This is a genomic window from Variovorax sp. EL159 (genome assembly GCF_900100965.1).
Taxonomy (GTDB): domain Bacteria; phylum Pseudomonadota; class Gammaproteobacteria; order Burkholderiales; family Burkholderiaceae_C; genus Variovorax.
Window position 1 is genome coordinate 37,293 of the sequence record NZ_FMUJ01000002.1, and the last position, 22,566, is coordinate 59,858.

At 64.6% G+C, this 22,566-nt stretch carries 27 protein-coding genes; 5 read left to right on the top strand and 22 right to left on the bottom strand.

The features are described 5' to 3' along the window. Positions 1 to 7: 7 nt before the first annotated feature. The 18 genes from BLQ28_RS06400 to BLQ28_RS06485 all read right to left on the bottom strand — a co-directional run bounded on the left by BLQ28_RS06400 (position 8) and on the right by BLQ28_RS06485 (position 12,396). A complete protein-coding gene (locus BLQ28_RS06400) occupies positions 8 to 1,189 on the bottom strand; it encodes a phage tail sheath protein (RefSeq protein WP_093237821.1) in 1,182 nt (393 codons plus the stop codon). A 26-nt stretch (positions 1,190 to 1,215) separates the two neighbouring features. Next, on the bottom strand, positions 1,216 to 1,830 hold the full coding sequence (locus BLQ28_RS06405; RefSeq protein WP_093237823.1) for a DUF4376 domain-containing protein: 615 nt from the start codon (positions 1,828 to 1,830) through the stop codon (positions 1,216 to 1,218). Positions 1,831 to 1,840: 10 nt separating this feature from the next. Continuing rightward, positions 1,841 to 3,271: a phage tail protein gene (locus tag BLQ28_RS06410; protein WP_256327195.1), complete on the bottom strand. Its 1,431-nt coding sequence runs from the start codon at positions 3,269 to 3,271 to the stop codon at positions 1,841 to 1,843. A 1-nt stretch (position 3,272) separates the two neighbouring features. Then, positions 3,273 to 3,851, bottom strand: a complete 579-nt coding sequence (locus BLQ28_RS06415) for a phage tail protein I (RefSeq protein WP_093237824.1) — start codon at positions 3,849 to 3,851, stop codon at positions 3,273 to 3,275. Continuing rightward, the gene (locus BLQ28_RS06420) at positions 3,844 to 4,740 is read right to left on the bottom strand and encodes a baseplate assembly protein (protein WP_093237826.1); all 897 of its coding nucleotides are present in this window, start codon (positions 4,738 to 4,740) and stop codon (positions 3,844 to 3,846) included. Before BLQ28_RS06420 ends, BLQ28_RS06415 begins: the two co-directional genes overlap by 8 nt. Further along, positions 4,737 to 5,099 carry a GPW/gp25 family protein gene (locus BLQ28_RS06425; protein WP_093237827.1) on the bottom strand — a complete coding sequence of 121 codons (363 nt, stop codon included), beginning with the start codon at positions 5,097 to 5,099 and terminating at the stop codon, positions 4,737 to 4,739. Before BLQ28_RS06425 ends, BLQ28_RS06420 begins: the two co-directional genes overlap by 4 nt. Continuing rightward, complete coding sequence (locus tag BLQ28_RS06430; RefSeq protein ID WP_143012437.1) at positions 5,096 to 5,833, bottom strand: phage baseplate assembly protein V; 738 nt, start codon at positions 5,831 to 5,833, stop codon at positions 5,096 to 5,098. Before BLQ28_RS06430 ends, BLQ28_RS06425 begins: the two co-directional genes overlap by 4 nt. 76 nt (positions 5,834 to 5,909) lie before the next feature. Continuing rightward, positions 5,910 to 6,362: a phage virion morphogenesis protein gene (locus BLQ28_RS06435; RefSeq protein ID WP_093237831.1), complete on the bottom strand. Its 453-nt coding sequence runs from the start codon at positions 6,360 to 6,362 to the stop codon at positions 5,910 to 5,912. Between the two features lies 1 nt (position 6,363). After that, complete coding sequence (locus tag BLQ28_RS06440) at positions 6,364 to 6,876, bottom strand: phage tail protein (RefSeq protein WP_093237832.1); 513 nt, start codon at positions 6,874 to 6,876, stop codon at positions 6,364 to 6,366. Next, a complete protein-coding gene (locus tag BLQ28_RS06445) occupies positions 6,860 to 7,405 on the bottom strand; it encodes a lysis system i-spanin subunit Rz (protein ID WP_093237833.1) in 546 nt (181 codons plus the stop codon). Before BLQ28_RS06445 ends, BLQ28_RS06440 begins: the two co-directional genes overlap by 17 nt. Further along, positions 7,402 to 7,974 (bottom strand): lysozyme, encoded by a 573-nt coding sequence (locus BLQ28_RS06450; RefSeq protein ID WP_176801035.1) that lies wholly within the window; start codon positions 7,972 to 7,974, stop codon positions 7,402 to 7,404. The genes BLQ28_RS06445 and BLQ28_RS06450 overlap by 4 nt, the downstream gene beginning before the upstream one ends. Positions 7,975 to 8,149: 175 nt before the next feature. After that, positions 8,150 to 8,617 carry a hypothetical protein gene (locus BLQ28_RS06455; protein ID WP_093237834.1) on the bottom strand — a complete coding sequence of 156 codons (468 nt, stop codon included), beginning with the start codon at positions 8,615 to 8,617 and terminating at the stop codon, positions 8,150 to 8,152. Next, the gene (locus BLQ28_RS06460) at positions 8,598 to 8,978 is read right to left on the bottom strand and encodes a hypothetical protein (protein ID WP_093237836.1); all 381 of its coding nucleotides are present in this window, start codon (positions 8,976 to 8,978) and stop codon (positions 8,598 to 8,600) included. Before BLQ28_RS06460 ends, BLQ28_RS06455 begins: the two co-directional genes overlap by 20 nt. A 4-nt stretch (positions 8,979 to 8,982) precedes the next feature. Next, a complete protein-coding gene (locus BLQ28_RS06465) occupies positions 8,983 to 9,186 on the bottom strand; it encodes a tail protein X (protein WP_093237838.1) in 204 nt (67 codons plus the stop codon). Continuing rightward, positions 9,186 to 9,656 (bottom strand): head completion/stabilization protein, encoded by a 471-nt coding sequence (locus tag BLQ28_RS06470; protein WP_093237840.1) that lies wholly within the window; start codon positions 9,654 to 9,656, stop codon positions 9,186 to 9,188. The genes BLQ28_RS06465 and BLQ28_RS06470 overlap by 1 nt, the downstream gene beginning before the upstream one ends. A 105-nt stretch (positions 9,657 to 9,761) precedes the next feature. After that, entirely contained in the window at positions 9,762 to 10,472 is a 711-nt protein-coding gene (gpM, locus tag BLQ28_RS06475) for a phage terminase small subunit (protein WP_093237842.1), read from the bottom strand. Positions 10,473 to 10,477: 5 nt separating this feature from the next. Next, complete coding sequence (locus tag BLQ28_RS06480) at positions 10,478 to 11,485, bottom strand: phage major capsid protein, P2 family (RefSeq protein ID WP_093237844.1); 1,008 nt, start codon at positions 11,483 to 11,485, stop codon at positions 10,478 to 10,480. 59 nt (positions 11,486 to 11,544) lie between these two features. After that, positions 11,545 to 12,396, bottom strand: coding sequence for a GPO family capsid scaffolding protein (locus tag BLQ28_RS06485; protein WP_093237846.1), 852 nt, complete (start codon positions 12,394 to 12,396; stop codon positions 11,545 to 11,547). A 153-nt stretch (positions 12,397 to 12,549) separates the two neighbouring features. On the opposite strand from BLQ28_RS06485, the gene BLQ28_RS06490 reads away from it, so the two are divergent. The 3 genes from BLQ28_RS06490 to BLQ28_RS06500 all read left to right on the top strand — a co-directional run bounded on the left by BLQ28_RS06490 (position 12,550) and on the right by BLQ28_RS06500 (position 16,262). Continuing rightward, entirely contained in the window at positions 12,550 to 14,328 is a 1,779-nt protein-coding gene (locus tag BLQ28_RS06490; protein WP_093237847.1) for a terminase ATPase subunit family protein, read from the top strand. Then, the gene (locus BLQ28_RS06495; protein ID WP_093237849.1) at positions 14,328 to 15,344 is read left to right on the top strand and encodes a phage portal protein; all 1,017 of its coding nucleotides are present in this window, start codon (positions 14,328 to 14,330) and stop codon (positions 15,342 to 15,344) included. The genes BLQ28_RS06490 and BLQ28_RS06495 overlap by 1 nt, the downstream gene beginning before the upstream one ends. Before the next feature lie 147 nt (positions 15,345 to 15,491). Next, on the top strand, positions 15,492 to 16,262 hold the full coding sequence (locus BLQ28_RS06500; protein WP_093237850.1) for a DNA adenine methylase: 771 nt from the start codon (positions 15,492 to 15,494) through the stop codon (positions 16,260 to 16,262). 46 nt (positions 16,263 to 16,308) lie between these two features. Here BLQ28_RS06500 and BLQ28_RS06505 read toward each other — a convergent pair whose 3' ends face one another. From BLQ28_RS06505 to BLQ28_RS06520, 4 genes are all read right to left on the bottom strand, one after another. After that, a complete protein-coding gene (locus tag BLQ28_RS06505) occupies positions 16,309 to 17,292 on the bottom strand; it encodes a hypothetical protein (protein WP_093237852.1) in 984 nt (327 codons plus the stop codon). Positions 17,293 to 18,223: 931 nt separating this feature from the next. Continuing rightward, positions 18,224 to 19,282 (bottom strand): FkbM family methyltransferase, encoded by a 1,059-nt coding sequence (locus BLQ28_RS06510; protein WP_093237853.1) that lies wholly within the window; start codon positions 19,280 to 19,282, stop codon positions 18,224 to 18,226. A 114-nt stretch (positions 19,283 to 19,396) separates the two neighbouring features. Next, a complete protein-coding gene (locus BLQ28_RS06515) occupies positions 19,397 to 20,695 on the bottom strand; it encodes a Y-family DNA polymerase (RefSeq protein WP_093237855.1) in 1,299 nt (432 codons plus the stop codon). Then, entirely contained in the window at positions 20,695 to 21,081 is a 387-nt protein-coding gene (locus BLQ28_RS06520) for a LexA family protein (RefSeq protein ID WP_371126578.1), read from the bottom strand. The genes BLQ28_RS06515 and BLQ28_RS06520 overlap by 1 nt, the downstream gene beginning before the upstream one ends. A gap of 137 nt (positions 21,082 to 21,218) precedes the next feature. Here BLQ28_RS06520 and BLQ28_RS06525 point away from each other — a divergent pair, with 137 nt between their 5' ends. Both BLQ28_RS06525 and BLQ28_RS32515 read left to right on the top strand, forming a co-directional pair. Further along, positions 21,219 to 22,187 carry an SOS response-associated peptidase family protein gene (locus BLQ28_RS06525; protein WP_093237858.1) on the top strand — a complete coding sequence of 323 codons (969 nt, stop codon included), beginning with the start codon at positions 21,219 to 21,221 and terminating at the stop codon, positions 22,185 to 22,187. Beyond that, positions 22,184 to 22,483 (top strand): hypothetical protein, encoded by a 300-nt coding sequence (locus tag BLQ28_RS32515; RefSeq protein WP_093237859.1) that lies wholly within the window; start codon positions 22,184 to 22,186, stop codon positions 22,481 to 22,483. The genes BLQ28_RS06525 and BLQ28_RS32515 overlap by 4 nt, the downstream gene beginning before the upstream one ends. The last annotated feature ends 83 nt before the right edge of the window (positions 22,484 to 22,566 follow it).

Consider the following 22,566-nt stretch of genomic DNA (forward strand, 5'->3'; position numbering starts at 1 on the left):
GGAGCCGTCAGGCCTTGGCGACCAGGTCGGCGAAGTTCTCGTAGTAGCGGCCCGTGATGCGCTGTTGGAACATCAGGTTTTCGAGGGGCGCGCACGGCGTGAAGTCGTAGTCGAGGATCAGACGGCCATCCTTGAGTTCGTCGGCGGTGTTCAGGTCGCCGTCGACGGCCCAGGCGCTGCCGCCCATGATGTAGCCGGCCCGCGTCAGGAAGCGGAACTTCGTGTTGATGCCTTCGAGGATGTCCTTCACCAGGCTAGGTACTAGCGGCTTGTCGACGGCCCACATGTGGGCCTCGGCGATGGTGTCGGCCAGCACCTGTGCGGTGCGCGTGGCCGATTCGAAGGCGAACAGCGGCTCGTCGCTGCAGGTGCGCGAACCCCAGAAGCGGTAGCCGTCGCGGTTGATCAGCGTCGTCACATCGCCGGCATTGAGCACGCCCGCATCGGTGGCCGGGTCTTGCAGATCCCAGTAGATGTCCTTGCTGATGCCCGTGACGCCGTTGACTGCGACGTTCGAGATCGTCTTGTGCCAGCCCACTTCGTTGTCGATCTTCGCGCGCAGGCCCAGAGCGAAAGCGGTAGCCGGTGCGCGGGCGTTGGCGCTGTTGACCGTGTCCCATGCGAGGAAGTCGGGGTGGATCACCATCAGCTCGCGCGCACCGAACTGCTCGCGGTAGGCGGTTGCTTCCTCGACGGTCTCGCAGTCCCATGCGCTCACATAGGCGAACGCGCGCAGTGCCTGCGCGATCGTCCCGAAGGCGGCGGCCACCGGCTGCGTGTCGAGGCCGGGAGCGCCCAGGATGCGCGGCTTGATGCCGAGCCTGGCCTGTGCAGAGAGCAGTGCCTTCATGCCGGTGCGTTGGCCGCTGGGCAGTACGGTCCCGATCACGTTGGTGGTGGTGGCCGCCTCGTCGGCACCCTGCTCGACGCGCACGACAACGGTGATTGGTCGTGCCTGGGCTGCGATGGATTCGAGCGCCTTCTTCAGAGTGCCTGTCGTGCCGGCCTTGCCCATGGCGTTGAGGACGTTGGTCACAAGGACCGGCGTGTTGAGGGGAAAGGTGGCCGCGTCGGCATCGGGCCCGGTTGCGACGAGGCCGATGATCGAGGTGTTGATCACGCGAATCGGGCGCGTGCCCTCGGTGACTTCGAGAACGCGGACGCCGTGGTGGTAGTCGGTGAGGGCCATGGTGGAGTGCTCCTGAGAAATGGGTGTTAGGCGGAAGGCGAAACGGTGATGACGGGGCTGGGCCAGCCCGTGGTGAGGTCGTAGCCTTGTGCAGCCGCGACGGTGGCGATCGCTCCAATGGCGGTGTGGTGTGCCCGCTCCGCCGAATAGCAGGCGCGCACGTGGCCGGCCACGAAGCCGCGCAGCGCGCGCAATTCGTCCAGGGTGAGCTCTACCCAGCCGGACGCCGCCTTGAAATCCACGGACGGATAGCCCTCGGCCTCCATGCCCGCAATGGCCGAAGTGATCCGTGTCTGGTCATCGATGCCGGTCAGAACCTTCACGCCGTTGGGCAGAGTGATGCCGCCGGTTTCGACGGCCCACCGGCGCGCGGTGGCTTTTTGTGTCAGCGTGACGCGCAGCTCGTCGAGCGAAGGCGGTGCCGGCGGTGCCACGGCCGGGATGGCGACCAGAGCCCACGTGGTGCCTTCGGCGCTCGCGCGAAAGCCTTCTGGGATGTGCGGCGGCGCTTCCTCGAGGCAGTCGGCCGGAATCAGGTGTACGCCGGGCTCCAGCGGCGACAGGTCACTGTCGTCGAGATAGACGGGGCCTGTGTAGAAGCGTGTCTGCGGGTCGTACGAATAGACCGTCTTGATGTTCATGAAGGTGCTTTCAATACTTGATGCAGGCCATCAGTGCCAGGTTGGACATGCGAAAGCGAATCCAGGTGTTGGCGACGGTTGCGTCGACGGCCGCTGTAGCGAGCATGAAGTTGTCACTTGCAGCCGCTTGCCATGCGCCGCCAGCAGCGCCCTTGGCGCCGGCAGGCACTGTGCCTCCGGGGCCCCCGCTGTTGGAGATGGAGGCGTCCGCATTTGCGAACGGGTTGCCGAAGGCATACGGACCGCCGGCCACGCCATCTGCACCGGTCCACTCCTGTGCCATCGTGCGCAGCCAGGTGCCTTCCTGCTCGGTACCGAGGACGCGGCCGGTGTCGATGCCCCGCCCATCGTCGAAGCCCCGAAGCACCAGACCGCGGGCGTTGGGTACGTTGAAGGTGGTCGCGCCATCGCCAACTCCGAACGTGGTGCCGATGGCTGTGTAGAGGCGGCTGTACGTGGTGCGCGACACCGCAGCGCCATTGGCCTTGATCGACCCCGCCGGCGGGGTCGCGCGCGCTGTGTAGAACACCTCCCCCGCGTCAGCATCACCGCCCATGGGGAGTTCGAGGACGTGCCAGATGTCGCCGCGCCATGTCACGATGGCCGGAGAAAACAGGGCCATGCTGGTCACTACGGAGCCCGCAGGCGTCATGATCCCGTCCGCGCCGCTGCGAGTGATGACGCAACGCTGAGAGGGCCCCAGGACAAAGGTCGCACCGGCTGCGATCGCGTTGCCCGCAGGCAGGGTCAGATTCACCCCGGCTGCGGAGACGCTGATGTAGCGGCCCATGTCAGCTGCCGTGAGGTTCGTGCCGCCCGTGATCGCGATGTCCCGCGCGCCGCTGTAGTTGCCCAGCGCGCGCTGCACGTGGGCCGTGCTGGCGGCCTTGGCGCTGTTGTCGAACTGCCCGGCATCGACAAGGGTGAGCGGGCCGGTCATCGCGTCGCCGGCGGCCATGATGTACTGGGCATGGGGGTCGGCGGCTGCCACATGCGCTGCCATATCGGCGTCCGTGGCGTACTGCGGGTGCGGGTTGGCATCGGCGACGTGCGCAGCCAAGTCGGCATCGGTGGCGTACTGCGGATGAGGGTTGGCCTTGGCCTCGTGCGCGGTCACGGCATCGCCGAGAGCCGCATTGAGCTCGGCCGCAGTGAACGCCCAGCGAACCCACTTCGCGGCGTCCGCGCCGGGCGCTACGTTGAGGCTCTCGCCCACGCTCTTCCACGTGGTGCCGCCGTAGCTGACATAGGCGACGCTTGCCGGATAGGTGAGCGTGGCATCCCACGGCGTGATGTTGCGCAGGCGCTGGTAGCGCGTGCGGCTGGCCAGCTGCCGGGGTGCCAGGTTGTCGATGCCAGTCGGACCGCCGAGGACCGGGTCATCCTCCTCCAGTTGATAGATCCCGGCTTCCCAGAGGTCGGATTCGTTGAGGTTTGCCATGTCAGGCGCTTCCGTGGTTGTAGGCGCCGTCGCGTCGGGTGGCGCCGTTGTGGCTGTTCGCCACGGCGGCATACCGCAGCGCAACCAGATGGCAGCGGGCGGGGGCGACGGACGGCAGGAGCTTGCGCAGGCGCTCGGCCTGCGCGTTGGTGATCGGGCGCTGCAGCGCAACCATGTAGGTCGCCCACGTAGCCGCAAGTGATGCATGCGGATAGACGCCGTCGCGGCGGATCGTCCCGTTGTGGGTGCGCCCGCCGACGCGTTCGATGATGTTCACCTCACCGAAGCCGAGGGAACGGATCAGCAGGCGAATCGCCCAGGGCGTGCCTTTGTGGCGGTGGATCTCGATGCTGTTGAGGATCAGCGCGCGCCTCGCATCGTCGGACTTCGCGTCCTGCCAGGCTTCGACGGACAGCGTCCACGAAAGCCACGGCAACAGCGGCGCGAGGCAAAGCATGGCCGTCCACAGATGCCGAAGGCCATCGGTATCCAGATCCAGCGGCGAAGTGCCAGCAAGCGCCAGTTCCAGCGGCGTGCGGTTGGGCGGCAGCAAGCGTTGCGCGGGGGTGAGGCTATCCACTGACCACCTCCTCGAGCACGTTGATCGCGGTGACTCGAACCCATTGGGTCTTCGTGCACAGCATGTCTGCCGGCGGATCTGTGATCTCGACACGATCGACGCCCGGCTGATGCAGTGCGGCGTCGATGCCGGAGTGCGGCAACCCCTTGCCGAGCTTGCGGATCTTCAGGAGCCACTTGTCCAGCGCGATTTTTCCGTTTGCCAGTGCCACCTCGCCAGCCGGGCCTTCATACCGGTACACCTTCGCCGTGATCACCGTCTCGAAAATCTCCGGCCCTTGCACCGGCACGCTGTCGCACAGCGGGCGGATCTTCTCCGCGTTGAGTGCACCACCCACCGTGTTGAGCAGCGCTTCGGAGGGAACGCCGCTCGGGTCGGTGGACAGGACCGTAACGCGCACGGTGCCTGGTATCGGACTGTCGATGCCTACGTCTGCCACTTCCGCACTGGCGGAGAGCGCGTGGAGGCGATAGCTGTCGACGGGCCCGGCCGTGGTGGTCCCCTCGGGCGCGAGTTGGATTCGTTCGCGGAAGCGCTCATCGTCTTCGTAGACTGCCTCCACTGGAGGCACCGCAGTCGGGTCTGCAGGCGTAACGATCAGGCGATAGACCTGGTAGTTCGCACCGAGGTTGTCGAGGTCCGTCTTCGTCGCATAGGCCAGCATGCATGCCTTCGCGGCATCGTTGATGCGTTGGCGCATCTCCAGTTCCTGATAGGCCTGCACTTCCAGCAGCTTCATGGCCGGATCGGACTCGAGCAGCAGTGAGTAGTCAAAGCCCACCTGTTCGCACAGCTCTTGAAACTCAGCAACGCGCCGCGCGAGGATTACTTCGAAGTCCAGCACCTCGATCACCGCCGGCGCCGGCAGCAGCGACATGTCCATGCTCATGTTGCGGCCCCTACCTGTACGGGGACGCGCATCGAGAGCACGCTGCGGCGCTGGCCCGGTGGGCTGTAGATGCCCTGCAAATCCAGCAAGATCTGGCCGGGCGTGTCGGTGCCGAAGATCTGCACGCGTGACAGGCGCAGGCGAGGCTCCCACTTCATCAGAGCACCAGCTGTGGCCGCGTACAGGCGCACGCGTGTGGCGCCGTTGTCCGGCTGGTCGATCAGCTCGGGCCAGAGGCTGCCATAGGTCCGGCGCATGAGGCGACTGACCAGTGGCGTGCCGAGGATGTCGGCGATGCTCTGGCGCAGGTGCTCAATGCCGTCGAGCGCCTTGCCGGTGACACGGTTCATGCCGCTCATGGCACCGCGCCGCCTGCGGTTCGCCCGCCGGCGTCTTCCTCGATGTGGCCGTGGCTTTGCACGCTGATGTTGCCGGCGACGATGTCACCGCCATCGGTGCTTATGCCGTGGCCGTTGATGAACTCCATGTCGCCGTCGATCTGAGCCGTCTTGCCGCCGGGCCCAGTGCCCGAGCCGGCCATGCCAGCGGTGTAGGTGAGCAGCCCCTGCACGACCAGCTGGCCGGTCACGATGTTCATCGGCGCATCTAGGGTGATCTCCTGTGAGTGCACCTTCGCGCTCTCGCTGGCTGTCACGTCGGCCGTCTTGCACTGCACGGTGATCGAGTCCGGAACGGTGATGTCGGCGGTTCCGCCGCCGGGTAGAGTGACCTTCAGCGCGCTTGCGCTGTGGTCGTATTCGAAGACCGCGCCATCGGGATAGGTGGTGCGCTCCACGTCACCGCTGTCGCCATTGGGGGGCATGCTGTCGCTGAAGATGCCCACTAGTACGAAGCCAGCGGCCATGACGCCACCCGGAGAGAACACCATGCACTGCTCGCCGACAACGGGCGGCGACCAGTGCCGCACGTCGCCCGCGCGGTGCGCAAACCAGCGCAGCCAGTTCGTCTCCAGTCCGCCGGACTTCACGCGGCATTTGTAGCCCGCCTGGTCGACCTGCGAGATCGTTCCCGACCGGAGAAGGTTCTCGATCAGGCGCTGCAGTTCGAACGGGGACGGGGCCTTTCCAGACATGCCGTCGATGGTGCCGACCGTGCGCGCGCGACGCACTTCATATCGGTTGTGCGAGCGCGATCTACAACCGAAAGATTCAGGGGGCGAGGTGCTGCAGCAGCAGATCCTTGATCAGCTCGCGATCGGCATCCGTGATGCCGAGCAAGCCACGCGCGGGGTATTGGTAGGTGGGGCCGCCGGGCTGCACCAGATCGCGCAGGCCTTCGTGATGCACGCGCGCGATGCGCGCTGTGCGACCGAAGAAGCCCACCGCCACGCCGTCATCCTCTGCCTCGACGCGCAGGTGCCGCGCGGCGCGCAGCTTCTCGAACATGGTGCGTCGGATGCTGCCTTTCTGCAAGCGGGCGTTCGTCGTCTTGCGAGGCTCGTAGGCGCTGCCATCTGGATTGCGCTGCGATGCGATCCGGGCGGCCTGCTCGCGGCGCAGCGCCTGGCCGATCTTGCGGGCCAGCGCGCGGCGCTTGGTCGCGGTGAGCTGCGACAGCAGAGGCGTTGCCCAGTCTTCGAGCGCGCGCAGATCGTCAGCCACCTCAGAACTCCGTCGCCGGGAAGTCCCAAGCCGCGAGCTGCTGGCCTTCGAAGTAAACCTCGATGCGCTCGGCCTGCGTGACGGTGCCGACGTGCGCGGGCTCGGCCGCATGCGTCACGTCGTAGCGCTTGGCTGTTTCCTTCGAAGTGGGGTCGGTCCCGGGCCTGACGATCACGCGCTCGGTCAGGTCGATCTCGATGGAGAGATCCATCGTTTCCTTGTTAAGGTATTCCGCTTCGAAGCGCAGGCTCTTCTCGCGAAGGTCGGTGTTCTCGAAGATCTCGACCTGATTGGTCCGCAGCCAGGCCAGCAGCGGCACGAAGATCGCGTCCGCGTGGCTGCTGTAGTCGAGCACCACGAGCTTCAGCGTGTAGCGATAGACGAACGACAGCGAGGCGGCGCCGGCGGCGACGATCCGCCCGTTGGTGATGAAGACCGTGAGCTTGTCCGGGTCGGTCTGGAACTCTGGCGTCGCGGCGGTCAGGTGCGCGCGCAGGCTATGGACTTTGAGCACTGGTGGTCCCGTGTCTGGTCAGGGCGTTGATCCGATCGCGGACTTCGTTGTAGCGGTCGATGCAGGCGTTGAGGTCGTAGATGGCCTCGTCTCCCTCACCGGTGATTCCTGCCACATCTGCCGCAAACGCTGGGTCAAGTTCGGCTCGCGCTTCTGCAGGCTGGCCGGCAGCGGCGGCACCTGTATTCCCGCCTGCAGGACAGGTGGTGGTGCGGACAGGGACTGACACCCGGACAGCGCCAGTAGAAAGCTGACGCTTAAGAAGAGCTTTTTCGCCTTGAACACGTTCGATCTCCTTTGCATGTGCAGCGTCGCGCGCGGCGAGGCTTTCGGTCATCTGCCATTGCGCGTCGAGCGTGCGCGTGAAGGCGTCGACGGCCGCGCGGGCGTTGTTGGCGCGCTCGGCCTGCCATTCCAGGCGCACGGCATCACCGCTTGCCTTAGAGGCGATGTGGTAGGTGAGCCCGGTCCAGGCACCGAAGAGCACCACCGCGATCACGTAGGGCAGGGCCTTGAGCAGCCAGCTCATGGGAACTTCGCAAGAGCGGCGGTGATGGCCGGTTTCGGATCTGTGCCCAGGAACAGCAGGCGCTCGGCCTCGCGGCGGCGATCGAGGCCCTTGAGCACCTTGCCGCCGGACAGGTTCCAGCGCGGAAACTGTGCGGCGGCGCCGGCCGTGTCGCCCGCATTGAGCAGGCGCACGAGCGTGGACTTCGAGAGCGCGTCGACCCCGCAGTTGTAGAAGATCGAAACGAGCGCGTCGAACTGCCGCTGCGCAAGCGGCACCGTAACGGCCCGACGCACCGCCGGCTCGAATTCGCCGGACATACGGCGCGCGTAACGCTGATCGGCTTCGGCTCGTGTGATGGCCAGGCCGGGCACCACGTCGGGCCCCGTGTCGCCCCATCCGATCGTCCAGGGCTTGCCGCTGAGCCGGGCGAACGCCGCAGGCACCGACGTGATGCGATAGGGATCGATGCCAGCTGCGCTCAGCGCCTTGAACAGTGCCGAACCCGGGTCGGGATAGGCCAGCAGCCGGCACTGTTCGAAGTAGTGGGCGACCTCGTGCCCGTCCGGGCTCATGTGGTAGTCGTTCATGGGCGTGTCCCGGCGCATTCAGCGTAGAGGGTGATGACGGCCTCGTGATGGCGGTGGCGCTGCGCGGGCGTAGCGCCCGCTGGCAGTGAGGGCAGGGCGGCGCACGGGGGCGCGGGCGGGGGCGGACTGGTGCAGGCCGTCGCGGTGAGGGCCACCAGCAGGCACAGCAGCGGCTTCATCGGCCGCGCTCCTGTATCCGGGCATTCGCACGGTTGACGGCGTTGTTGACGGCGCGGCGCTCCTGTTCCTGTGCGGCGCTGACGGACTGGGCCGTGACGGCGGCGCTGGCAGCGGTGCGTGCGGCGGTCTTCGCCGTGGCAGCGGCGCTGTCGGCCTTGCCCGCCACCTCGGCCACCGCTTCCGCCGCCGAAGAGACAGACGCGGCGGCGTCGGCCACCTTGGCGGCAGAACGCTCGGTCTTGCCCGCCACGGCGCCCAGCGCGGTCTGGAAGTTGTCCTGCAGGCGCGCGATCTCTTCGAGCCGGGCTTCGCGCTCCTGCTGGATGCCCGCGTAGTAGCCGATCGCCAGGCCGCCGCCGATCAGCCCGCCGATCACGAGCAGCGATTCCACGACGCGCCGGATCGCGCGCGGCAGGTGCCGCGTCGGAGTGAGCGGTGTCAGGTCAGAGTCTTGGGTTTGCATGGATCTGTTCCTCCAAGTTGGAGATCTGCGCGCGCAGCCGCTCGAGTTCGGCGTTCTGGCGCTCGATCTGCTTGGTCAGCTCGGACATCTGGCCCTGCAGCTTGTAGAGCTCCCGGTAGGCCTCGTTACGCTCCTCGGCGAACTTGTCGGCGCGCTGCTCGGCCAGGGCGCGGGCCTCGCGCTCCGACTTGAGCATTTCCTCGTAGACGGCGAGGGCCTTGATCTGGCCCGCGCTGTCGGCGCCGGCCATGTCGCGGCTGTTCTTCTGGCTGAAGAAGTAGTACGCGGCAGCGATGCCGATGGCGGCGGCACCGCCGAAGACACCCTTCAGTTCCGTGAACAGCTGGAGGAAATCGTTCATTGCTTCAGTCCCACAGGGCGACGGTGCGCCTCATGCTGGTGGTGGTGGGTTCGGGCAGCGTGACCACCAGGCCGGCCGGGAGGATCGGGCCGTGGTCTGCAAGCCCGGGGTTGAGCAGGTACGTCGCCTCGACCGTGCCCTGCGTGCGCTGCAGGTAGCGCCAGCACAGCAGGTCGACGGTCTCGTTCTGTTGGGTGCGTACCTGCATCAGATCAGCTCGACTGTGGTCCGGCGGATGCCGAGGAAGTCGGAGATTGCCCAGCGCACGTCGCGGCGAAGATCGCAGTCGCGCAACTCCAGCTTGTCAGCAGCCTTGTCGCCGGCGCCCGTGGTGTCGTAGTCGCGGTAGCGCTCGATCAGGTCGGCCTGCGTGTAGGCATAGACGGCGCGCAGGTAGCGCGCGACCTGCGCGCTCTTGCCGTCGATCTCGGGCGCGGGCACGTCTTCCAGTTTCGCGTGGCCGAGCACGAGCTGCGCACTCTTGTACTTCGCCAGCTCGGAATTGATGCTCAGCACGGCCTGCACAGCACTGTGGCGCAGTCGGTCGGGCGTCACGGTGCCGTCAAGGCGCGCGGAGGCGCGCAGCTTCGCCAGATCGATGTCGGGAAACCAGCCGTCGTTTGCCAGCGAGGTCTCTTCGGCGGCGGTCGGGGTGGGCGGGTTTCCGAGGAAGTTCATGGCGAAGGGGAAGAGGTCGGCGGTGGTCGGGCGTCATCCGTGGGCAGGCCGGTCAAGGAGCTTCAGGAATCAGCCCGAGCCGCCGGGGTCCGGGGTCGGACTCGGTTACGGCGCGGGGGGCGTCTCCGGCTTGTTGAGCCGGCGCTCCAGGCGCTCGATGTCTTTCTTCACGCCCACCTGTTCGAACAGGGCGAGGGCGCGCTGCAGGTGGTCCAGCGCAAGACGGGCCTCGTCGGTGGACACCTTGTCGTAGTCCACGTCGGCAGAGCCGGCCCTACCGATGACGGCGTAGCCGAAGGCCTTGTGCAGCTTGGCCCGGGCCTGATCGGGTGCGTCGAGGCCTTGGGTGCCGTGCAGGACGATCGGCAGCAGGTCGCGCGCGGTGGCGCGATCCATCTTGCCGGTCAGCGCCGCCGTGGCGAATTCGTCGATCAGGATCGTGGCCAGGTTGCGGTCGTACTGGTCGGGCGGCGCCAGCTTGTGCGTCACGGCGTATTCCGCGATCTCGATTGCACGCTGGTAGTTGCCTGCGTCGATGTGCCATACGAGCACGGTGGTCACCACCTGATCCTGCGCACCGCCATTGCTGGCCAGGACACCATCGATCCATGCGTCATAGACGGGCAGGAAGGCGCGCTTCGCCTCGATCTTGCGCTCGACAGATTGAATGTCCTTGAGCGCGCGGCGGTGCTCGGCGAGCTGCGCGAGCATGAGCTGGTAGGCGCTGCCCTGCAGCTCGCCGCCCACGCCCGCCGCAGCGGATGCGATCTTGGCGAGCTTGGCCTGCAGGTGGCGCTGTGCGGGGGTTTGGCGCATGGCGATCAGGGCTGGATCGAGATGTTTTCGACCAGCGCGCACAGACCGTAGTCCTCGACCACGAATGCGTCGTTGCTCGACTCGTAGTTCTCGATGCGGTCGCGCTTGGCGTTGTCCTCGACCTTGCGGCGGCGGGCCGAGTTCTGGTAGTAGATAGACAGGTTGTCCAGGCGCGTGATCAGCACCTTGTTGGTTGGGAAGTAGGGCAGGGACAGCCCGGGCAGGCTACCGAGGCGGCGCTGGCTGCGCACGATGTCGGCCGCGAGGATCTCGGTGGGTGCCTCGGGGTCGCTCACCAGCGGGAAGAGCTTGTCGTGCATCAGGGGACGCCCGACGATGGCCACGAGACCACCGTCTTCGCGATACCACGGGTCCAGCAAGGTCTGGTACGCGTCGTAGACCAGCGCATCGAGGTTCTTGTAGTCGCCGTTCGGGCCCACGGTGATCACGCCCGGGGCGGCACCGTCATCCAGCACTCGCGCCGGAGCGTCGGTGCGGATGTGCTGCAGCCAGCCGATGTTCACGTCTTGCAGCAGCGGGTTAGCCACGAGGTCGGTGTTTGCCGCGGCGCTGATGCCGTTGAAGCCGATCATGATGCGGTCCAGTGCCTGGCGCTTGACGATCACATCGCGCACCCGGGTCTGGAAGTCAGCGAACTTGGCCCACGCGTCGAGCGTCGCATACTTGATCGCGGTGTCGTAGTTGGTCTTCTTGCACTCGTAGGTGTGTTGATCGAGCGTCTCGACCGAACGCGGCACGCGGTCGGCGTTGTCGGTGTTGGTGCGGCTCGCGATCGGACCGCTGACGCCGAGGCCCAGCTTCTCGCCCTTCATCTCGTCGACGCCGATGATGTTGATCTTGCCGAGGAACTCGCTCGATTCCTGGATCTTCGTTTCCAGCGTCTGCTGCACGGTCGGCTCGACAGCGAACTGCTCGCGCGCCGAGGGCACGCCGTTGAGTTCGCTCAGGCGATCCATGAGCTTGTTGAAGAGAAGACGGGTTGCGTTTTGCATGGTGGCTCCGGTGATGCGTGTAGGGCTGTGGCTGGTGGCGTTGGGGTGGGTGCGGGCTATCAGCAGTCGGTGGTCTGCAGCTTCGGGTCGTTGCCGGTGGCCGGTGGGCGCCGCGAGTGCTTGTTCGCATCGGTCGTGTCGATGGTGTCGAACTTCGCCTTCAGTTCCTTGTGCTCGGTTTCGAGCGTGTTGAACTTCTTCTGCAGGGCCGCGAGATCCTTGGAGGTGGTGCTGCCTTGCTCGACCGAGGCCTGCAGCGTCTCGCCGATCTCATCGAGGGCGCCCATCAGCTCGGTGGCCGTCGCGTCATTGCGCTTCGACTGGGAGGCGAACTTCTTCGAGAACGATTCGCGCCAGCTCTTCACCTTGGCGAGCACGCCCTTTTCTTCGTCTTCGTCATCTTCGAATTCGAGGGTGACCTCGACAGCCTCGGAGAAGAGGTTCTCTGGCGCCTGCTTCTTCCCCGTGAAGGGATTGCTGTTGGGGTTTTTGGCCGCGAAGCTCAGGATCTCGGTGCCCAGGCTCGCGGGGCTGTCGGTGATGCCCAGGCCGACCAGATAGGCCTGGCCGGTGTCGCCGAACTTCGGGTTGACCTCCATGCTGGTGTAGATCTTCTGGCGTTCCTTCGCCAGGTTGACCAGATCGGGGGTGGGGTCCAGCTGGGCGAACAGCGCGAGCTTCTTCTGCCCGTCGAGAGTGATCTCCTCGGACTTCAGCGCGGTCACGTCGCCGTAGGCCTTGAAGGGGCTGTCGGGCAGCGTGCCGCGAATGTGTTCGAGCCAGATGCGTGCGCCGTACTTCGCGGGATCGAAGTTGGCGGCCATCTGTTGCAGCCAGGAGCGCTCGATGGTGCGACCGTCGGTGGTAGCGCCTTCGACGGCGACACGAAAGAACTTGGACTTCTGGGCCATGGTGGTGTGCGGGTAGGTTGACGAGTGATGGCGCTGATGGTCGGCCGAGCACGCGCGAGGCTCAATGCAATTCGGTTGTGAATGCGCGATCTACAACCGAAACTGGCCCGAGAGGCGTCGCGAAGAGACGCGAGCGCCCATAGCCTCACCCGCATGGATTCATGCAGCGATGTCGTCGAAACGCCTGATGCGCCAGTGGTGGAACAGCGCCGCGCGGCACGGCATCTCTACTGGCAAGGCTGGCGCATTTCCTCGATCGCGGAACACCTTGGAATTCCGCGCACGACAGTGCACGGATGGAAGGATGCCGAGGAGTGGGACAAGGCGCAACCGATCCAACGCGTAGAGGGCGCGCTCGAAGCCCGCCTCGTGCAGTTGATCGGGAAGGAATCGAAGACGGGCGGCGACTTCAAGGAGATCGACCTGCTGGGCCGGCAGCTGGAGCGCACCGCGCGCATCACGCGATACGAGAAGACCGGCAAGGAAGCAGATCTCAATCCGGAGATCGAGAAGCGCAATGCCGGCCCGAAGAAGAAGCCGCAGCGCAACCACTTCACCGACGAGCAGGCCGACGATCTGTACGAGGCGTTTCAGGACTCCCTCTTCGGCCATCAGAAGGTTTGGTTCCGCAACGGGCACGAGCGCACGCGCATGGTGCTCAAGAGCCGGCAGATCGGCGCGACCTGGTACTTCGCGCGTGAAGCCCTCGTCGATGCGCTGAAGACTGGGCGCAACCAGATCTTCCTGTCGGCCAGCAAGGCGCAGGCATACATCTTCCGCCAGTACATCGTGCAGTTCGCGCAGGAGGCCTGCGGCGTGACGCTGACCGGCGATCCGATGATCCTGCCCAACGGCGCCCACATCTACTTCCTCGGCACCAACGCGCGCACCGCCCAGGGCTACCACGGCAACTTCTATTTCGACGAGTTCTTCTGGACGCATCGCTTCGAGGAGCTCAACAAGGTCGCGAGCGCCATGGCGATGCACAAGCGCTGGCGCAAGACCTACTTCAGCTCGCCCAGTTCGATCCAGCACGAGGCCTACGCACGCTGGAGCGGCGCGCACTTCAACAAGAACCGTCCGAAGGATCAACGCGTCGCCATCGACTTGTCGCATGAGCGCCTGGCAGGCGGCTTCACAGGCGAAGACAAGGTCTGGCGCAACATCGTCAACATCATCGACGCCGAGGCCGCAGGCTGCGATCTGTTCGACATCGACGAGCTGCGGCTGGAGTACAACCCGCAGGAGTTCGCCAACCTGCTGATGTGCGAGTTCATCGACGACACCCAGTCGGTGTTCCCGATGTCAGAGCTGCAGGCCTGCATGGTCGACTCGTGGGTGGACTGGGCCGACGTGTACAAGCCGCTGGCGCCTAGGCCCTACGGCTACAGGCCGGTGTGGGTGGGCTATGACCCCTCGCACACCGGCGACACCGCCGGCTGCGTGGTGCTCGCACCGCCCGAGCGCCCCGGCGGAAAGTTCCGTGTGCTGGAGAAGCACCAGTTCCGAGGCCTCGACTTCGAGGCGCAGGCCGAGGCGATCCGAAAGATCACCGAGCGCTACAACGTGGCGTTCATCGGGATCGACACCACCGGCCTCGGCCAGGGCGTCTACCAGCTGGTGAGCAAGTTCTTCCCCGCCGCCAAGGCGATCAACTACTCGCTCGAAGTGAAGACGCGCCTCGTGCTGAAGGCCAAGAGCGTGATCAGCAAGGGGAGGCTCGAGTTCGATGCCGGGTGGGTCGATCTCGCGCACGCGTTCCTCGCCATCCGCAAGACGCTCACGGCCAGCGGACGCAATGTCACGTTCGAAGCGGGGCGCACTGAAGACACCGGGCATGCCGACCTTGCGTGGGCCTGCATGCACGCCTTGGACAACGAGCCGCTCGAAGGCCTCACCGCCGCGAACAGCGGCTTCATGGAGATCTCCTGATGGATACACAAACGACTGCCGCAAAACCGGCGGGCATGGAAGCGTTCACCTTCGGCGACCCGGTGCCGGTGATGGACCGGCGCGAGATCCTCGACTACATCGAGTGCTGGATGAACGGCCGCTGGTACGAACCACCGGTGAGCTGGGACGGCCTGGCGAAATCGTTCCGCGCCAGCACGCACCACAGCAGCTCGATCTACTTCAAGCGCAACATCCTGCTGAGTACCTTCATCCCGCACAAGCTGATGGACCGCACGACCTTCAGCGCCTTTGCATTGGATTTCCTGACCTTCGGCAACGCGTACGTCGAGCGGCGGGACTCGCTCACGCGGCGGCCGGTGGAACTGAAGCACGCGCTCGCGAAGTACATGCGACGCGGCGCAGACCTCGAAAGCTATTTCTTCGTGCGCGGCTGGAAGGACGAGCACGAGTTCAAGGCCGGCAGCATCTTTCACATGCGCGAGGCCGACATCAATCAAGAGGTGTACGGCCTGCCCGAGTATCTGAGCGCGCTGCAGTCGGCCTGGCTCAACGAGTCGGCCACGCTATTCCGCCGCCGCTACTACAACAACGGCAGCCATGCGGGCTTCATCCTCTACATCAGCGACCCGGCCCAGCAGCAGGAAGACGTCGACGCGATGCGCACCGCGCTCAAGGAGAGCAAGGGCCCGGGCAATTTTCGGAACCTGTTCCTCTACTCGCCCAACGGCAAGAAGGATGGCGTGCAGTTGATCCCGGTCAGCGAGGTGGCCGCGAAAGACGACTTCTTCAACATCAAAAACGTCAGCCGCGATGACGTGCTGGCCGCGCATCGCATCCCGCCGCAGCTGCTGGGCATCGTGCCCAGTAACACCGGCGGCTTCGGCGCCGTGGTGCCGGCCGCCCAGGTGTTCGCGCTCAACGAGATCAAGCCGCTGCAGGACCGGTTCAAGGAGATCAACGCGTGGATCGGCGACGAGGTCGTGCGATTCAACGTCTACGAGGTGCCCACGGGCGTGGCGACGGCCGCGCCCTGAGTCACAAAAAAGACGGGCGACCTGTTCAGGTGTTGGAGCACCTGTTCAAGCCCCGAAGTGCAGATCTAGCCTGCAAGCCGGCGAGGCCCGCCACCCTGTACAGAGTGGGCCAAGCCTATCAAAAAATGTGGAACAAAGGCTTGCACAATGGAAATTTCAGCGAAACCTCTGGTGCCGTGGATCGGCGGCAAGCGCCGCCTCGCGAAGCACATCCTTCCCCTGTTCCCGGAGCACACTTGCTATGTCGAGCCCTTCGCGGGCGCGGCGGCGCTCTTCTTCCTGAAGGAGCCGGCGAAGGTCGAGGTATTGAACGATGTCAACAGTGACCTCGTGAACCTTTACCGCGTGGTGCAGCACCACCTCGACGAGTTCGTGCGGCAATTCCGGTGGGCGCTCACGAGCCGCGAGATCTTCGGCTGGCTCAACGAGACGCCACCAGCCACACTGACGGACATTCAGCGCGCGGCGCGGTTCTTCTACCTGCAGAAGCACTCGTTCGGCGGCAAGGTCGAAGGCCGGACGTTCGGCACGGCGACCTCATCGCCCGGTCGCATGAACCTGCTACGCATGGAGGAGGATCTGAGCGCCGTGCACCTGCGGCTTCACCAGGTCACCATCGAGCGGCTCGACTGGGCTACATGCGTGCAGCGCTATGACCGTACCCACACCCTGTTCTACCTCGACCCGCCATATTGGGGCACGGAAGGCTACGACGTGCCTTTCGCGCTCGAGCAGTACAGCCGCATGGCCGAGCTGCTGAAAGGGATGAAGGGCAGGGCCGTTGTCAGCGTCAACGATATTCCCGAGATGCGCCAAGCTTTCTCTGGCCTGAAGCTGCGCCCGCTGTCCATCACCTACTCGGTCGGTGCGGCTGAGAACCGCTCACCATCACGCGAATTGGTCATTTCGAATTTCTAGTTCGCGGAGAGATGCAGGGGCGGCCGACAGCCCCTGCAAAGTGAGACTAAAGCCGTTTCGCGGCCCAATCCGGAAGCACTGTGTTCTTGATCGTCCCTAGTGCATTTCCCTGATTCGAATCCTCGTCCATCAAAGGGAAAAGGATTTTCGAGGTGCCGTCGTGGATGCACAGCTTGCCTTCTACTACGACCAAACACAGGGCTGGTTCGGTGATTTTTTCAGCAGCTAGACAGTTCGCGATTGGGCCCTCCGGGTTGGATGCGAATTGCGCGAGTTCGCGCGCGGCCTTCATCGCGTGCATCATTGCCATGTAGGCCTTCATGCTCGTCTTGGTGCCCATGAAGCCCCAGCCTGGGTTGATAAAAGACTCACCCCCTAGCGTCACTGAGTAGTTGGTTGAATTGCTGCGAAGCGCGTGAATTTGATCTTGGGTCAGGGCTGGATATTGAGTAAGGCCGCGGATGCGAAACGGGTCCATCGCGTCGGGCCAGCTGCGATGGAGAGTTTCAATAAAGTCCGGGTTCGCCCAGCCCTCGTCTTTCGGATGAGGTACGACGTCGATGATTGCCAGGTGCTCGTCGTTTGCAACGCAGATTGCCATATCGCCGGAGCGCTGAGTGTGATATCCGCCCTTCAGGGACGGCAAAGAGCAAAGGTGGAAATGGAGAAGGCCCCAATCTGCCCATAGAGCATCGGTGCGCCGGGAGGCCTTGGTTCCGCTCGCATCGTGATGCTCGGTAAGTCCACGGCCCTGTCTGGGGTTCAAATCGTCTCCGGCTTTCGCTGATGTCTCGAAGGCAAGCAGCTCTGCTTCGACGCTCGCTGGTAGAGACTTCGGAAACTTGTCCGAATAGATCACCGTCCGCGGGCGAGGCTCGACATAGCGGAATCGAAAGTCGAGCCAGCGCTGCATCGCAGCCTCAGCACTTGACGTACTCGGCTGCCACAGCAGCCCGTACGTGCCAATGAGGTCTGCAGCGACCTTCGCTAGGTCGTCCACGAACTTGTTTTCTAGAGCCACTGTGTCCATTCGCGCAGCTTATGCGAACTCAGATCACGCAGGACTGCAGCCCGTAGCCGGGGCTAGGCACACGACCCTGCTCAAGCCCTCCCTTCCTTCATTTCCTGCTGCCTACGGCCACGCCTTGGCGCTGCGCGCCCCCCTTTTGCCCCGAGGCATGCCCGGCCCCAGGGCTGTGTGCGACTCTGCCCCCCGGCGCGCGGTCTTGACCCCGCCACGCCTGCCCGCTAAATGGGTCTCTTCTGACGGCACCGTCGATCCTGGCTGGCGCCAGCAGCGGCGCGGGCCGCGCGCGCCCCGCCGGGTGGCTTTTCGCGACGCGAAATGACGGCCTTTGGAGCCGGAATCGGGGGTGTCCAACCACGGGGCGGGCACCGTGGGGGCCTTCTGAAATCCGGTAGGGGTTCGGGAAAAGCCTGATATCCCTGATCGCCCCCCAAAACTGCCCGCAAACCCGCATGGCGCCTAGCACCGACCTATCAGGGTGCAACCCTGATACGACCTAACAAGAACCCTGATATTTCGCTAAGTTGTTGATTTATATAGGGTCGGTTTACAAAAAGAATCAGGGTCCAGAACTCTAATATTGTTAGGTTCATATTAGACAAATATCAGGTTTGTAGGACGGCCCGGAAACCCGCATGAATGCTGGCTTTTCGGTCATTTCTGGAGTCCTCGTTAGGAATATCAGGCTTTCCCCGACCCCTCCCTGAAATTTTGAAGGGCCGAGATTGATGCCGGCGCGACGCCAGGGTCTGGCGCGCTAACTTCTGGGCGCAAAAGATCGACTTGGCAACGGTTGCCGGCGGCCGTGTTGGATGGGGCGGGACGCGATGGCAGGGGCCAGAAGCCGCGATGGGCGCGTGGCAGACCTTCCGTCGACGCGAGGGCAAAAAAAAGCCCCCAGCGACGGCTGGGGGCCTCGGTCAGCTCGGACGGCTCACTGCATCAAGTTCTTGACGGCGCGAAGTGGCTTCGTGATGCGCCAGCTGGTCGATGCCCGCACGGCCTCGAGTTCCGCTCGCACCTGGTGCGTGCGCTGGGTGGCCGCGGCGAGTGCGGCCGAGAGGTCTTCCTGCATCGCTCTGCCGGCCTCGCGCTCGGCGTTGAGCTCCTGTTCCAGCTCCAGTCGCTCGCGCTCCAGCACCGCGATGCGGGCGTGTGGATCTGCGGGGACGGATCGCGGCTTGGCTCGATCGACGTAGGCCTGCAGGAACGCGTCCAGCTGCTGCCTGTCGAACGCGCCCACCAGCGCCGCGTATTCGAAGTGCACGATGTGGCGGTAGGTGGCGTGATAGCGATCGCCCGAGTCGTGCAGGTCGATGGCGTGGCCGTCGTGTACCGCGTAGAGCAAGGGGAAGATCTTGCACAGCGTGTCGATGAAGTCCGGAACGCTTGTGCGCTGGAAGGCATTCAGGCACCAATGATTGAGTTCGAGCGTGACGACGGGGCGATGGGTCGCTATGGTCTGCTGCAGGCCGGCCAGCACCTCCAGCTCGAATCCCTCAACGTCGATCTTGATGAAGCCGACGCGATCGGTGCCCAGAGTCGCCTGCAGGTAGGTGTCGCCCTGCAGGATCTGGATCGGCTCCGTCACGTGGCCGGCCAGCCCCTCGCGGGCGACGAAACCGCCAGATCGGTGCGAGGGACTGAAAACGATGTTGAGATCTGCCGGCTCGCGGCCGAGGCCCACATTCACTACCTCGACGTTCTGGGCGCCGGCGTCGACGTTCTGCTGCAGCAGCGCGAACGTGCTGGGCGATGGCTCGAAGCCGATCGTTCGCCGCGCAAGCTGCGAGAGCAGCAGGGCGGTGCACCCGATGTTCGCGCCAATGTCCAAGGCCAGAGCATCGGGCTTCACCAGTGTCCGAAAAAGGGCGACGGTGTCTGGCTCAAACTCCCCGCGCATGTCTTCCAAGTATTGGTCATCGGACGTGACTTGAAAGGTCCGGTCGCCGATCCGAATCGGCAGGCTGAGCGCCTCTTTTCTGTCCATCATCTCTCCTCTTTTTTATGGCAGTCGGTCGAGTCTAGTTGGCTCGATTGCCCCGGAGGAGCGAAGTCCCTTCAGATCCAATAGGTGGTCTCGGGATAGTGGGTGTGCTTGAGGAGGCTATGCCCGCGCAACAGGCACTTGGCGCCAGTCGGTGGTGTACTGAGGTGTTCTCCGCCGCTGCTTCATGGTCCATTCGCGCTGCTCGCCCACAGCCCCTGTACTGGCGAGCCGGAGGGTGCCCTTGCCGTAGCGGTCGTTGAGCACGTCGACGGCGTGCATCAGCCGGCCGCGCTCGCGGCCCACCTCAACTTCGAGATCTAGTTCGCCCTGCATGACGCTGTCGTCGCACAGTTCGAGCAGCATCACGCCGGCCTTGGCCAAGTCGAAACCCGGCTCGAATAGGCACTCGAGGCCGAGCACTGCTGCCTGTGTGATGGCGGCCGTGTCGGAGGTCGGGCGGCGCAGTGGAACCGTGAGGGACCGCGCGAAGCGCGGGCCCGGCCGGAATGGCGACGTGTGCGCGAAGACCAGCACCAGGCCAGCCAAGCTGCCCTGTCGGCGCAGCTTTTCTGCGGCGCGCGCCGCGAACTCGCTCACCGCTTCGATCAGGGGCGGCAGCTCGCGCACTGGATGGCCAAACGACCTGGTGCAGGCGATTTCCTTCTTCGGCGCTGGCGCGTCGTCGAGGTCGATGCAGGGAAGGCCTTGTAGTTCGCGCACGGTGCGCTCCAGCACGACGGACCAGCGGCGACGCACCGTTGCTGGATCGAGGTGCGCAAGGTCGAGCGCCGTGATGACGCCGCCCTCGCGCAGCTGCTCGCCGATGCGGCGGCCCACGCCCCATACCTCGCCCACCTCGGTGCTCGCCAGCAGCGCGTTCATCTCGTTTGGCGCCAGCGCGGAGAGGTCGCAGACCTGAGCCTGCAGGGGAGGGTAGCTGCCGGGCTTGCGCTCGGCCGTCTTGGCGATGTAGTTCGCGAGCTTGGCGAGGGTCTTGGTCGGGCCGATGCCCACGCAGCAAGGGATGCCGGTCCACTGCAGGATCCGCTCGCGCACCGACCGCGCGCGGCCGCGCAAATCGCCAGGAATGCCGGATAGGTCAACGAACGATTCGTCGATGGAATAGATCTCCTGCGCGGCGCCCAGCCCAGCCGCGAGGCTCATCATCCGGTCGCTCATGTCGCCGTACAGCGTGAAGTTGGCCGACAGCGACACGAGGCCCTCCTGTTCCTCGAGGTGGCGGAACTCGAAGTGCGGCTGCGCCATCTTCACGCCCAGCGCCTTCGCCTCGTCACTGCGGCTGATCGCGCACCCGTCGTTGTTGCTCAGGACGACGACCGGCCGGCCCCGCAAGCTCGGCTTGAAAACCCGCTCGCAGGACACGTAGAAATTGTTGCCGTCGATCAGCGCGAGCATCACGTCTGGAACTGCTTGATGCAGCTCGTCACCACGCCCCATACCTCGACGACCTGGCCATCGGAAGGCGTGATGTCGGGGTACGTGGGGTTGCCTGCCTTGAGCTTCAGTCGGCCGGCGCGTAGGTGCAGCTGCTTGACGGCGAAGTCCCCGTCCACGACAGCGACCACGATCTGGCCGTGCCGCGGCTTGATGGCCCGATTGACCACCAGCAGGTCGCCATCCTCGATGCCGAGCTCGCGCATGCTGTCGCCGGCGACGCGGAGAAAGAACGTGGCCTGGGGGTGCGTCACCAACACCGTGTTCAGGTCGATGCGCTTTACGAGGAAGTCTTCAGCAGGCGAGGGAAAGCCGGCGTGGACTCGCGCGTCCGCAATTGGCAGCATCAGGACTTCGGTGGAAAGAGCCACCGGGACCGATTGCGCCAAAACACTGTTCATTCATACAGTATAGGTCGGGCACATCACGAATGTGTAAAACCGATGGCCTACAGCCCGTTGCCGGGCATTTGAAAGGAGCTGCGATGTGTTTTTCAGCCGAGGTCCGAGCTGATCACGGGGCTTTCCTGCGCCTGTTCCCCAAGTCCAAGATGTCCATCAAGGACTTCCACGATGCCTACTGGAAGCGGAAGTTGAAGCCGATGCTGTTCCCGAAGGCCATGGATGCGCAGTTCGCGCACCCACGGAGTGAAGAGGAGCAGGCGGTCAAGGCGCTGATCGACGAGTTCAACGCCGACCAGGTGATGAAGTACGAGCAGACGCTGTTCAAGCAGCGCGCGCGCCTAGTCGCTGCGGAGCGGGTGCTGCAGGTGAAGCAGACCAAGCAGGCGCTCAACGACCAGCGCATAGCAGGAGAGAAAATCCCGTGGGCATTGGCCAAGCTGGAAGACCTGAAGCGGGTCGACCTGAAGCCACGGGACTCGCGCATCTTCCCCGGATGGTATGCGCCCGTGCTGATCGTCGAGAACGACGAGTGGGTCATCAAGCCGATGCGATACCAATGCCGTCCAGAGGGCAAGCCGGCCTTCTACGACACGAAGTACCCGGGCACCTACAACGCGCGCCGCGACAACATCCGGAACTTCTGGAAGGGGCAGTTCGGTAAAACCCACGGGCTGATGATCGTCAACGGCTTCTACGAGAACGTCAAACGGCACGACATGGAGCACCGCGAGCTGCGACCGGGTGAGGAGCCCGAGAACGTCGTGCTCGAGTTCAGACCGAAGCCGCAGCAGGACATGCTGATCGCCTGCGTCTACTCGCACTGGACACCGCCCGAGGGCTCGAACGATGAGGACTTATGGTCCTTCGCCGCGGTGACCGACGACCCGCCGCCAGAGGTGGCCGACGCTGGGCACGACCGCTGCATCATTCAACTGCGCCGCGAGAATGTCGAGGCTTGGCTTACGCCGCAAAGTCGCAAGCTGGATCAACTCGATGAGATCCTCGAGGACAAAGAGCGGCCTTACTACGAGCATCGGATGGCAGCATGATCGACATCGTTGCAATTGGAACCCTCCTGTACACCCTCGGAAAGGACTACAAGGAGCGAGGTCAGTGGAAAGACGAAAAGAAGCTCGTCGACTACAACTGGCCGGATCAATCTGGCTTCAAAGAGAAAGCCGCTGAGCAGGGCTATGAAGTTCGATGGGTTCGGCCGGACAAGGTCGCAGCACGCGAGCTGGAAGGCTATGACGTCATGCTAGAGCGCGATGCTGAAGCCAAGGTCAGCCGAACGCTGGTGCTCTGGGACGGCAATGTCTTGATGGGGCGCAAAGTCCAATCGTGATGGCCCATGGGATGGCCTATAGAGAAGGCGAACTCCTCCGAAGCCCGCATGAATGCTAGATTCTTCGGGGACACACTCTCCGC